The following is a 12,059-nucleotide window of genomic DNA, read 5'->3' as shown; positions in this document are numbered from 1 at the left end:
ATTCAAACCCAATAGTTATCTGTAGTTTACCAATATCAGAGGGAGTATTTCAATTTTTAAACAACAAAAAACTGGGTCCTAAAAGTAGGGTGCTTTATTAAGCGTCTACTTTATAGGATCCAGTTTACTAACTCTAGGGGCTCTTTTAACTTTTGAAGTAATCGGTTAAATTAGATGATGCCTATAATCATGGCAATGGCGCCGAAAGCAATGGCCGTCCAGTTCAATCCTTTTTCGGGTGTAGCCAAGCCTATTAGACCTAATACGATCGCAATGATGCCCAGCGGGAGTTGCCACAAGAAAAATCCGATGAGTGCTAATGCCATCGCAGTCCAGCCAATTAGTTTACCAACTTTGCTTGATTCTATCATATCTTTCTCCTCTTTTTGCTGTTTTTTAAAGTATACCTTACATGGTAATATCAGACAATTTATTCATTTATTTATTTTCAGACACATAGTGACGGATAGGATAATCTTCAAGAGGCAGAGGGGTTGTTTTATTTAAAATAAGTTGCGCCAGGCATTTACCGACAATGGGGCCAGCCGTCAAACCGGTCGAACCCAGACCACTCGCTGCAAAGACGTTCGGTAATTCGGGTACCTCACCCATGAATGGTGAGAAATCGGAGGTATAAGCACGCGTCCCCGACCGGTAAGAGACGATGGAAGATGTACTGAAATAATGAGAAAAGTTCTCTGCCGCTTCTTTTATCATAGACGTTAAAGCGGATTTTTCAATCGTCAGATCAAAGCCCATATCGTTTTCATGGGTTGCACCGATGATGACTTTTCCATCTTCAAACGGGGTGATATCTTTCTCACCTTCCGGCATCACGACCGGCCAGTTTTCAGTGTCATATCCATCAAACGTCACTTCAACCAGCTGGCCTTTTTGAGGACGAATATCTACGCTGTAGCCCAGTGGTTCAAGTAAGTCCGGTAACCAGGCAGCCACCGCTAAAATAACCGCATCCACCGATTCAGTTTTATCGTCAGAAACGATAGAATAAACAGCATTTTGGCGTTCGATTTTCACGCGTTCACGTTTGAGTGTTGCTCCATTTTTGATTGCTTTTTCGAGCAGAGTTTCCACTAACTTCTCACCATCAACTCGTGCGCCACCAGAGGCATAAAGTGCTGATTTGTTTTTTGTGTATATTGGAATCATTTCTTTGATTTTATTTGGCGGTAAAATAGCCAGTTTGCCGATTTCAGGTGCCTGTTCCCGTCTTTTTTCTCCAATAGCCAGTAGTTCTTCCAGTTGTGCATCCTTCTGTTTAAACAGTAATGTGCCCACTCGTTTGTAGACATGAGGGGGAATGGGTTCGCCGTTCATTACCTCAGATAAAAAATCTGGGTAGAAAGCCGCGCCTTCTTTCACCATAGCGTACCACTTCTTATTACGCCGTTTAGAAAGCCATGGACTGATGATTCCCGCAGCGGCAGATGTTCCCTGTCCGATACCTTCATCATAAATAGTAAGGTCGATATCTGCTTCTTTACTGAGCAAGTAAGCGGCGGATGCCCCAACCACTCCAGCTCCTATAATGGCTACTTTCTTTTGTTTCATTTCTTTGCACCTCTTTTAGTCTGTTACTCCTTATTTTAACACGGATTTGTGGTGAGCTGTTAAGTTAATTATTGACAGGGCTACACCTTTTATTTAAGGTTAATGTAACAATGATATGGAGGGAGTGATTATAGTGGAAATAGTGATAGGAAGTTTTCTGAGTTTAATTATTATAGCCAGAACTTTTGGCCTTTACAATGTCACGAAAGCTGAGTACGGTTCTTTGTCGGTGATATTATTAATTAGTTCCAAAATAGCAGACCATCTGGGCGAAAAAATGCCGAACAAAGAAAAGGTCGATAGAATACTTTTGTTTTCCGGTAGTTTGGATATACTATTTGTCTTGTCATATTTTATGTTCTTATCTGAGATTTCGCTGGTCTATATTTTGGTGCTGTATGGTTTCATGGCATTAAACAAATTTATAGCTGCCAAATTTATCAATCATCAGCTTAAGGCGAATACATAAGTATCAACTATCAACAAATACGTGAGAGGATTGAAAACGATGGAGATTTTTACGGTTTTTGTCATTGTTGTGTCACTTATCATGTTAACGGTAGAAGTCACGGGAATAAAAAAAGCGATCCAGGAAGATTATGATTCGAAATTTATTACACTATATCGCGGATGGAATGTTGCGGCTCTTTTAAACGAAAGAGACGTGCGCGATGGCAGAGTGAAGAAGTTGCTGCTCATTCACAATAGTGTGAACCTACTTCTGCTATTTGTTGTTGATTATTTGTATTTTTCCGAAATATGGTTTAGCGATTATTCATTTACGTTTACCTTCAGTGTGCTGCTAATTAGTTATCTGACACGATTACTGATCGACTGGCGTATCAAGGAAGTGATAAAAGAACAAATGGGTTGAAGATAAAAGTGTAGTGGGTCTCTATAATGAATATATATGACTATTGGGATGATTGTTTTGATAACAGTAAATGTACGATTGACGGATCGCTATATTGTTAAAGAGATAAACTGAATCGCTTTAACAGAAAGTTTACATAGGAACTTATGACATGACAGAAAAGGAATGATATATGTTGGGAAACACAATTATAGTCATCAGTGTTATATATATAAGCTTAAAATTCTTGGCTATCTATAAAGCCTACCAGCAAGAGTATGCACATGTTCTAATCACCATGCACCGAGGCTTGAAAATTACCGAATTATTAAAAAAATATAAAATTAAAGATGATAGAGCGAAATGGGCCATTGTTGTAAGCAGTAGTGTCGATATAATCGCCTTAGCTGCTTACTTGATGTATATCCAGGCATCGGACTTGAGTATTTTTTACTACATCATCGTCTTTTATTTAAATAATGTGGTTTTAGATCGCTATTTGAAAAAAATAATGACGGATTCACCTGAATTTGAAAATAATCATTGACGAATGATTTTGGAACGTGTACTATGAGAATTACATTAGAGATAAACGAAGGAGAGGTTCGCATGTATACACAATCTGTTAATTCATTACAATTGAATAATGCTTGGCACAGCTGGCGCAGATCGTTGTATAAATGTTAGAATCTTTTTCTTTCATGGATACAACGTTTAGATCATTCTAAATTTTGTATCTATGCTGGCTTATTTTTGATGCTTTATTTGATCTTATGCCACTTAGATGACAACACCATCTGTGTGGCTTTTTGCTATTTTTAAAGGCAATTTCCACGACTAGAGTTTTTCTATACTCGTGGAGATTGCCTTTTTGTTTTCCTCTTTTTAAATCCCGTGCTTTGGAGGCTCGAAGTAAGGGACGAATTAGACGATTGATTTTACATAAAAGGAGTGGATGCTTATGAAATCCGACTGGGAATGGTTAAATAAAAAACGATAAAAAATAAAACTAAAATTTGAGAGGAATGTTTACAGATGAAAAGAAAAGGATTGTTTTTAACATTAGGAGTTATTGCTTTATTATTGATCGGGGTATTCACTTTTTCCGTAGTTAATTCAGGGAACGATGAGTCACAGGAAGGTACTGAAACACCAGAAGAACAGGAGAGTTTTGTTGTAGGTATTTTACAAACAGCTAGTCACCCGGCATTGGATGCCATTACTGAGGGTGCCATTGAAGGACTGGCAGAAAACGGATATGTTGATGGAGAAAACACAGAGATCGTTTTTCAAAATGGTCAAGGCGATCAGAACTTGATGAATACCATGGCCCAGTCATTAGTTGAAGATGGTGCAGATCTCCTTATCGGTATCGGAACACCGGCCAGTCAAGCATTTGCCAATGCAACAGCTGACATTCCCATCATTATGGGAGCGGTCAGTGATCCCGTTGGAGCTGGGCTTGTAGCATCCGAAGAGGCGCCAGGTAAAAATATCACTGGTGTAAAAGATCAGGCCCCTGTTGAAGCACAGCTGGCCATGATGCTTGAAATGCTACCTGAAGCAATGGAAATAGGCGTACTTTACAGTTCAGGGGAAGACAATTCTCGAGCAGAAGGCGAACGGGCCGAAAAAGCGATAGAAGAATTAGGATTGAATCCAGTCATTTACACCGTATCCAGCACCAATGAAATTCAACAGACCGTCGCAACAATGTCTCAAGAAGTGGACGTGATTTACTTGCCGACGGATAACACGATTGCCAGTGCTTTCGATACCGTTGTAAGCGAAGCAAACCGTTATGACATCCCGCTTATTCCGACAGTGGACTCCATGATTGCACAGGGCGGACTCGCAACAGTCGGTATCAACCAGACTGATACGGGATTTGAGACAGGTCGAATGGCTGCAGAAGTGTTGCAAGGAAAAAATCCCAGTGAGTTTAATGTTTTTGTTTTAAGCGAAGGAGATAAACTGGTTAATCAGCAGCAGGCAGATTTATTAGGTATAGAAATATCGCAAACCGTTTTAGACGAAGCCATTATGATAGAAACAAACGAATAAGAAGGGAAATCAGAACATGCTTATATCCGCAATCGCACAAGGATTTTTATGGGCCATTTTAGGCATCGGTATTTTCACTACCTATCGTATTTTGAAATTTCCGGATTTAACTGTGGAAGGCTCGTTCCCGCTTGGATCAGCGGTGGCGGTCACCGCCATCGTTTCGGGAATCAATCCGGTACTAGCAACGATACTGGCCATTATAGCCGGTATGGGAGCCGGACTCGTGACCAGTTTACTTTATACAAAAGGAAAGGTCCCGGTTATCCTGTCCGGGATACTGGTGATGTCAGGCCTTCATTCAGTTATGTTATTTGTGATGCAGCGGCCTAATTTAAGTCTGCTGAATCAACCCAGAATTTACGATGCGTTCAATGCTCTCCCTAATTATTTTGATGTGGTTATTGTCGGTATCGGCGTTTTAATTCTTGTGATAAGCAGCATCCTTTTCTTCTTCTATACGAGTGTAGGACAAGCGTACATTGCGACTGGAGATAATGAGTCGATGGCTCGCTCTCTCGGTATTCAGACAGACAACATGAAAATACTCGGACTGGTTCTTTCAAATGGCATCTTTGCTTTGTCTGGAGCGTTGGTTGCGCAAAGTAACGGCTATGCTGATGTAAATGGCGGGACAGGTGTTATCGTTATTGGTCTGGCTTCACTTATTATTGCTGAAGTCATGTTCAAGGAAGTAACTCTTGGAGAGAGGTTGCTGACGATTGTTATCGGAAGTGTCTTGTATCAACTCCTGATTTTAGGCGTGATTCGACTGGGCTTTGATACGACGTACATCCGAATCTTCAGTTCGACGATCCTGGCCGTATTCTTAATGACACCGCAGCTCCGAAAAGGTCTTAAATTAGATATGTTTAGTGGAAAAGAGGAAAGTGTATGAAAGCATTACTCCAGTTAGAAAAGGTAACGAAAATCATTCAAAATGAATCGGATACCAATAACACCATCTTGGATCAGGTGGATTTAACGATTCATAAAGGAGATTTCATCACGGTACTCGGAGGTAATGGGGCTGGGAAATCGACTTTGTTCAATAGCATCACTGGCTCTGCTTCAGTCACCAGTGGGCAGATAAAACTCAACGGGAAAAACATGACGAATTGGCAGGAAGAAAAAAGAGCCGGATTCATTGGACGTGTGTTTCAGGATCCGAAAATGGGCACGGCACCTCGGATGACAGTAGCGGAGAATCTGTTGCTGGCTTTGAAACGGGGTCAAAAGCGTTACCTGCTCCCGAGAAAACTGAAGGAGAACAAGGAATACTTCGAAAAGTTATGTGGTTCAGTAGGCAACGGGCTGGAGAACCACCTTGACACACCGACAGGTCATCTATCCGGTGGTCAGAGGCAATCGCTTAGCTTACTCATGACGACACTGACGCAGCCTGAATTATTGCTTCTAGATGAACACACTGCTGCTCTGGATCCGAAAACCTCTAAACGGTTGATGACGTTAACGAATCAGATGATAGAAGAGAAACAATTGACCTGCATGATGATCACTCATCGCATGGAGGATGCTTTGACCTATGGGAACCGGTTAATTCTGATGGAAAACGGAAAAATCAAACTAGATCTGAATCAGGAAGAAAAAGCCAAGCTGACATTGGAAGATTTATTCGTTCTGTTTGAAAAAAGAGACATGTCAGCGGCAGTTTGAGGAGAAAACTGCAACAGTGATAGGAGTGAAGAAATTTTTCTGAAAGTTCGGCAAGCTCAGGCGAAAATCCTAGTGAGTGATGCCAAGTAGGGCGAAGTTCGGCAAGCTCAGGCGAAAATCCTAGTGAGTGATGCCAAGTAGGGCGAAGTTCGGCAAGCTCAGGCGAAAATCCTAGTGAGTGATGCCAAGTAGGGCGAAGTTCGGCAAGCTCAGGCGGAAAAACCAGTGAGTGATGCTAAGTAGGGCGAAGTTCGGCAAGCTCAGGCGAAAACCTCAGTGAGTGATGCCAAGTAGGGTGAAGTTCGGCAAGCTCAGGCGAAAACCTCAGTGAGTGATGCCAAGTAGGGTGAAGTTCGGCAAGCTCAGGCGAAAAACCCAGCGAGTGATGCCAAGTAGAGCGAAGTTCAACAAATGCAACATCAAAACCCACAAAAACTGCTAATAAGGACTGAGTCTGGGACAAAAGTCTCTATAAAAAAGCACGCTTCCTTTTAGCAGGCGATTTACCTGTCAAAGTGTGAAGCGTGCTTCTTTCTATATTTAAATATTATTAATTAGTGATTGGAATGTTATAGAAGCATTACTTTTGTCCCAGCCTCTTCATTTTAAAATCTTTTAAAAATATTTTGGATTAAAAAAGTCATTATTTTGCTAATTGGTTAATATAATTAGTGAGGTGATCAGATGGACGTGATAAAGGAAAGAGAAAAGTCAAAATTGCTTATTGGTTTGAATTATTTAGATAAGCGAATAAAACTGGGTGATCCTGATAAACGATATCTACTTAACTTAGAGAAAGGGTTTATTGGAGAGGAACTGTTTGACTCTGTCGTCAAACAGTATCTGAAGGGGGAAGCTCTTGTTCTGAATGATCTTTTAATAGAAAGTAAGGGAACAACGTTTCAGATTGATTCGCTAGTAGTGACTTCTGACACGGTTTATCTATATGAAATCAAGAATTATAAAGGGGATTTCCAAATGAATTCTGGACAGCTCTATTATATAAGTGGACAGGAAATAACTAACCCCTTAATTCAACTTAACCGAACAAGAGAGTTGCTTCGTCAACTGCTGAAAGAGTGGGGGAGTCGTCTTAAAATTGAAGCCAATGTTGTTTTTATTAATGACTCTTTTACACTGTATAACGCGAAGATAGAAGATCCTTTCATTTTCCCGACTCAATTGAAAGAGCATTTCAAAGAATTAAGTAGTAGAAGTAAAGTTATTAAAAAAGATCATCACTATCTTGCAAGTAAGCTAGTCAGTGTTCATAAAGATGATTTGCCTTATCAGAAACAATTACCTTTCTACAAACTTGATGATTTAATAAAAGGTATTTCATGCTGTTATTGCGGTTCAGTTGATTTGATTGTTACGCAGCGCTCTTGCTACTGTAAGTTCTGCTACAAGCAAATGTCAATTGAAGACCTGGTAACTGAAAGCGTTAAAGAATTGAAGTTTCTGTTTCCTGACCAGAAAGTAACAACCACTTTGGTTGATGAATGGTGTGGAAATTCGGTAAACTATAGAAAAATACGGAAAATTCTTCAGAATGATTTTATGGTTTCAGGTACAACTAGCGGGACGTACTACGAGTAAATCGTTTTTTCTTTAAATATATTTGGAAACAGCTAAAAAAACAGGCCGTTCAGTCTTTTAAGACTGAACGGCCTGTTTCCTCATACTCTAAAAATTATTCTCCGAGTTCAAATGCAGGTCTCAAGTGGCCGTTTTCAGCCAAGCCATCCAGGAAATCGTACACTTCTTGACTGGCCATAGCATCCACTAAAGCTTGAATGGCATCAGAATCTTGGTTGTCTTCGCGTGCGACAAGTGTTTGAGCAAACATGTTTTCTTCATCAGCTTGTAAAATGACCGCATCTTCAGGGGTTAAATCGACTGCAGCGATATATGTCGGATAATTGAAGACCAGTTCCACGCCGTCTTCGTATGCCGCTGTCAGGTTCAATAAGTCGATGTTTGTAAAGGTGAGATTATATGGGTTTTCACTCACATCATCAACGGAAGCTTCAGTTTTATTGACTTCCGGGTCCAGTGTGATCAGTTCGTGTTCTTCAAGGGTGACGAGAGCGCGTGCTTCATTGGTCGGGTCACTGGGCACAGCCACTTCAGCGCCATCTTCAATGTCTTCGACAGAATCGTAAACAGGTGAATAGAAACCGACGACCGCGTTATAGATCGGTTGAAGGGCAACTAAATTACCGTCGCGTTCCTGGTTGAACACTTCCATGAACGGTTCGTGTTGAGCAAAGTTGGCGTCCACTTCTTCATTAAGCAACGCTTCATTATACTGGATGTTATCAGACACTTCGACGAGTTCAATTTCATAACCGTCTTCGATCACGTCTCCGGCAATTTCAAGGACATCTGTCATTGGAGGAAGGTGGGACGCGACTTTAATTGTTACCGTTTCTTCCGTCGTTTCCTCAGTCACTTCATTTGAAGCCCCGTCGGTTGATTCATCAGCTGTGCCACACGCTGCTAAGAGTAATGCTGTACTGCCTAGTAATAATCCTTTTTTAAACATAATAATGATCTCCTTTTTTAACTATAATTTTTATTAGCGTTTATCTAACTTTTTAGCCAGTTTGAGTCCCAGCCATTGGAAAATCTCGACTAATATAATAATCAAGACGATGGCCGTGTACATGATGTCTGTTTCATAGCGCTGATAACCATAGCGGATGGCGAAATCACCGATGCCTCCACCGCCGACAACACCCATGATCGTGGAATAGGAAACAAAACTGATCGTGGCCGTTGCGAAGCCAATGACCAGACTGCTCCTTGCTTCAACGTACAGGAACTTCCACACCAATTGCCAGGTGGTTGCACCCATGGACTGCGCCGTCTCGAGGATCCCTCTAGGAATTTCGTTGAGAGATTGTTCCACGAAACGGGCATACAAGGCAATGGCTATAACGACCATCGGAAACGAAGCCGCAATGGGGTCTCCGGTCGCACGGCCGTAAACTTGCCTGATAAATGGCTGCATAGCCACGACTAAGAGTAAGAATGGAAATGAGCGAATAATATTGACAAATGCATTGATGATTCGGTTAAGCGGACGATTTTCTGTAGGCTGGCCTTCGCTTGTTAAATACAGCAAGGTGCCTACAGGAATACCTGCAAGAATAGCTGCCAACATCGCGAAAAAAAGCATAATGCCTGTTTCGCCTAAACTTTCAAGCATGCGAGGCATAAATTCAATGACGCGGTCAATATATAAGCGCAATGCTTCAGTCATCGGTCAACACCTCGATTGCCCGTTCGTGGTAAGGTTTGACGTTTGCCTGTTCAGTTGAACGCTTGACGGTGATAACCTTTCTGATTTCTCCCTGTTCCATAATGGCGGCTCGTTCACATAATTCTTTGATGACAGGCAATTCATGCGTGACAACCACGATCGTCATCTTAAATTCTCGGTGCACTTTTTTTAATACCTCAACGATTTCTTCGGTCGTGTTCTGATCAAGAGCAGACGTCGGTTCGTCGCACAGTAAGATGTCTGGTCGCGTTATCAGCGCCCGAGCAATACCTACGCGTTGTTTTTGCCCACCACTCAACTGTGAAGGGTAACTATCTTTCTTATCTTCCAGTCCGACAAAACGCAAGACCTCATCAGTGGTCAAAGCAGCAGGATAGTCATGTAACTCTAAAGGCAGGTGAACATTTTCCCCAACGGTTTTATTGTTAAGCAAATTAAACTGCTGAAAAATCATACCGATTTGTTTTTGTGCCTGTCGTAATTTTTTTTTGGAAAGGTTTGAAACGTCTATGCCATTCACACTGACTGAACCGTTTGTTGGTTTTTCCAAAGCATTGATCAATCTCAGTAACGTTGACTTTCCGGCGCCGCTCTCACCAACGACTCCAAAAGTTTCGCCTTTATGAATGGAAAGCGTGATATCTGACAGTGCAATAAGTGGTTTGTCTTTTTCATCGAACATTTTGTCAACTTGATTAAATTCAATCATGGGTGTTCTCCTTTCTCACAGTTTTTACCGGTAAAGTGTGAGACGTATAAGTAACATAATTTATTATAGAAAGCTTTACAGGAAAGCGCAAAGAGAAAGCGGTTACGTAAGTGCCGCTAATTTTATACCAAAAAGAACACTCCTTTATTTTCCTGTTTTAACATTGATACTAAAGGGTTTTATGTAAGGGGAGGGAGGTTTTTTGTTGAGAAACAAACACAATATTGTTTTTTTAGCTTGTGCGATGACAGTGGAAAGCAAAAAAACCACTAACTGCTTGACAGTTAGTGGTAAAAAAGGAGTGGTCAACCAACGCTTGGAGGAGCGTTGGTTACCAAAAATAAGTTGGTTTTTGTGGGTATGATTAAAGTATATAAGATAAATTCGAATTATTTGTGAGTGGAATATGAATAAGTGTAGTTATTTTAAGATAAGATTAGAGAAGGGTCAATAGAATATAAAAAAACCACCTTTTCCTCTAGAAAAGGTGGTTTGGGGATAAGACTTAACGTCTATTATATGTCATTTGAGAAAAACCATTCAATCCGGGGAGAATGAATAATGGTCCCAAATATACTTTTCTTTTCAGTGATAAAACAAACGTCTCGGGGGATTCCTTTGTTTTATCATTTTGGGGAGAAAAGAAACGTGTACTTATTTTCCACACCATTATTGTATCAAAAATAACACTCATAATCCTTAGAATCGTCTAAGGATTCCCCGTATAAAAATTATAATTTACTCACTTAGTGACTCAACAATGGCTTTGTTAAAAGCAGGCATGTCATCTGGAGTACGACTTGAGATAAGTCCGGATTTATCTATAACCACTTCTTTATCAATAAAGTTAGCTCCGGCATTTTTCAGATCGATGGCCACTTGACTGACAGAGGTGATATCTTTGCCTTTCACGACTTCTGCATTGATCAATAGTTGAGGCGCGTGACAAATCGAAAAAATAGGTTTCTTGTCTGCAAAAGCGCGTACGAAGTCCAAGAACCGTTCATCTTTACGCAATTTGTCAGGTGAATAACCACCAGGTATCAGCAAAGCATCATAATCTTCCGGAGACACGTCAGCGATACTTTTATCGATTGTGACAGAGGCCGTTCCTTTTTTACCTTCTACCATTTCGCCTGCTTCAAATCCTATCGTTTCAACGGTATGACCCGCTTTTTCCAATTCTTCTTTAGGTGAAGTAAACTCCACATCTTCAAATAAATGTGTTAATACTGCTGCAATTTTCTTACTCATTATTAAAATTCCTCCTTTAATCAATCTTCCTTCAGTGTACCTGCCGTTGCTTTTCTGGACAAGTAATACGATTGCTCAACTTATAAAAAAACGAATTTTATGATTACAGATTTTTAATGCTGCATTTTATATGTTAGCCACCCAGGCTAACATATAAAAAACGCCATGTGCATTTCATGTTATATTAAAGTTACCGCTAATGTGTTTTGCAACAGATTAGCACACAAGAGGGGGTGCGGATGTTTTCTTGGACTTTCTTAAGCGATTAGACCTAATTTCTTTCTGTATTAATGCGGACTGATTCCTCCAATGAACCCCTACCCGAAAACTAGACACTCAAAAAAAGTGTTTTAGTTTTCGGGTAGGGGTTAAGGGTTCTCGATACACGGTTTTATAGAATTTCATGTATTCGACAAAAATACTTCGATTTTTGATTTGTCAGATTTTAAATCGCATTATTTCAATAGGAATAAACTAAGTCTTCATTTATTCTCTATATAACAAAATTACTTCACTTTCCCATAACAACACTTCTGTATTTATGAACCACAGCGACTCGTAAAATCGAAGTATCCAATGTTTATCTGACTTTTCAGTTTATTATTAAAGGCATATTTACGAATATTTTACTCTATGTAAAC

Annotated in this window: 14 protein-coding genes; 8 read left to right on the top strand and 6 right to left on the bottom strand. The window is 40.4% G+C overall.

Features of this window, described 5'->3' with window-relative positions:
- Window positions 1-170: 170 nt before the first annotated feature.
- Together AX762_RS09995 and AX762_RS09990 are read right to left on the bottom strand one after the other, a co-directional pair.
- On the bottom strand, window positions 171-371 hold the full coding sequence (locus AX762_RS09995; protein WP_071848994.1) for a hypothetical protein: 201 nt from the start codon (window positions 369-371) through the stop codon (window positions 171-173).
- Between the two features lie 67 nt (window positions 372-438).
- Window positions 439-1,572 carry an FAD-binding oxidoreductase gene (locus tag AX762_RS09990; protein ID WP_071848993.1) on the bottom strand — a complete coding sequence of 378 codons (1,134 nt, stop codon included), beginning with the start codon at window positions 1,570-1,572 and terminating at the stop codon, window positions 439-441.
- Between the two features lie 133 nt (window positions 1,573-1,705).
- Here AX762_RS09990 and AX762_RS09985 point away from each other — a divergent pair, with 133 nt between their 5' ends.
- The 7 genes from AX762_RS09985 (at window position 1,706) to AX762_RS09955 (ending at window position 7,765) form a co-directional block, all read left to right on the top strand.
- Window positions 1,706-2,041, top strand: a complete 336-nt coding sequence (locus tag AX762_RS09985; protein ID WP_071848992.1) for a hypothetical protein — start codon at window positions 1,706-1,708, stop codon at window positions 2,039-2,041.
- A 39-nt stretch (window positions 2,042-2,080) separates the two neighbouring features.
- A complete protein-coding gene (locus tag AX762_RS09980) occupies window positions 2,081-2,446 on the top strand; it encodes a hypothetical protein (protein ID WP_071848991.1) in 366 nt (121 codons plus the stop codon).
- 172 nt (window positions 2,447-2,618) lie between these two features.
- Entirely contained in the window at window positions 2,619-2,972 is a 354-nt protein-coding gene (locus tag AX762_RS09975; RefSeq protein ID WP_071848990.1) for a hypothetical protein, read from the top strand.
- Window positions 2,973-3,460: 488 nt separating this feature from the next.
- The gene (trpX, locus tag AX762_RS09970; RefSeq protein ID WP_071848989.1) at window positions 3,461-4,489 is read left to right on the top strand and encodes a tryptophan ABC transporter substrate-binding protein; all 1,029 of its coding nucleotides are present in this window, start codon (window positions 3,461-3,463) and stop codon (window positions 4,487-4,489) included.
- A gap of 16 nt (window positions 4,490-4,505) precedes the next feature.
- Window positions 4,506-5,387 (top strand): ABC transporter permease, encoded by an 882-nt coding sequence (locus tag AX762_RS09965; RefSeq protein WP_071848988.1) that lies wholly within the window; start codon window positions 4,506-4,508, stop codon window positions 5,385-5,387.
- Window positions 5,384-6,166: an ABC transporter ATP-binding protein gene (locus AX762_RS09960; RefSeq protein ID WP_071848987.1), complete on the top strand. Its 783-nt coding sequence runs from the start codon at window positions 5,384-5,386 to the stop codon at window positions 6,164-6,166. The genes AX762_RS09965 and AX762_RS09960 overlap by 4 nt, the downstream gene beginning before the upstream one ends.
- Window positions 6,167-6,850: 684 nt before the next feature.
- A complete protein-coding gene (locus tag AX762_RS09955) occupies window positions 6,851-7,765 on the top strand; it encodes a nuclease-related domain-containing protein (RefSeq protein WP_071848986.1) in 915 nt (304 codons plus the stop codon).
- Window positions 7,766-7,859: 94 nt separating this feature from the next.
- Here the strand turns inward: AX762_RS09955 and AX762_RS09950 are convergent, their stop codons facing one another.
- The 3 genes from AX762_RS09950 to AX762_RS09940 are packed head-to-tail and all read right to left on the bottom strand — an operon-like array spanning window position 7,860 to window position 10,164.
- Entirely contained in the window at window positions 7,860-8,714 is an 855-nt protein-coding gene (locus tag AX762_RS09950) for a MetQ/NlpA family ABC transporter substrate-binding protein (protein WP_071848985.1), read from the bottom strand.
- Between the two features lie 33 nt (window positions 8,715-8,747).
- Window positions 8,748-9,434 carry a methionine ABC transporter permease gene (locus AX762_RS09945; RefSeq protein WP_071848984.1) on the bottom strand — a complete coding sequence of 229 codons (687 nt, stop codon included), beginning with the start codon at window positions 9,432-9,434 and terminating at the stop codon, window positions 8,748-8,750.
- The gene (locus AX762_RS09940) at window positions 9,427-10,164 is read right to left on the bottom strand and encodes a methionine ABC transporter ATP-binding protein (RefSeq protein WP_071848983.1); all 738 of its coding nucleotides are present in this window, start codon (window positions 10,162-10,164) and stop codon (window positions 9,427-9,429) included. Before AX762_RS09940 ends, AX762_RS09945 begins: the two co-directional genes overlap by 8 nt.
- A gap of 202 nt (window positions 10,165-10,366) precedes the next feature.
- Between AX762_RS09940 and AX762_RS12820 the strand changes: the two genes are divergently transcribed.
- Window positions 10,367-10,528, top strand: coding sequence for a hypothetical protein (locus AX762_RS12820; protein ID WP_177244086.1), 162 nt, complete (start codon window positions 10,367-10,369; stop codon window positions 10,526-10,528).
- A 374-nt stretch (window positions 10,529-10,902) separates the two neighbouring features.
- On the opposite strand, the gene AX762_RS09935 is transcribed toward AX762_RS12820, so the two are convergent.
- Window positions 10,903-11,418: a type 1 glutamine amidotransferase domain-containing protein gene (locus AX762_RS09935; RefSeq protein ID WP_071848982.1), complete on the bottom strand. Its 516-nt coding sequence runs from the start codon at window positions 11,416-11,418 to the stop codon at window positions 10,903-10,905.
- Window positions 11,419-12,059 lie beyond the last annotated feature (641 nt).

The sequence above is a fragment of the Alkalibacterium sp. 20 genome, assembly GCF_001885615.1.
Lineage (GTDB): Bacteria > Bacillota > Bacilli > Lactobacillales > Carnobacteriaceae_A > Alkalibacterium.
This window is presented reverse-complemented; position numbering and strand designations above follow the sequence as displayed.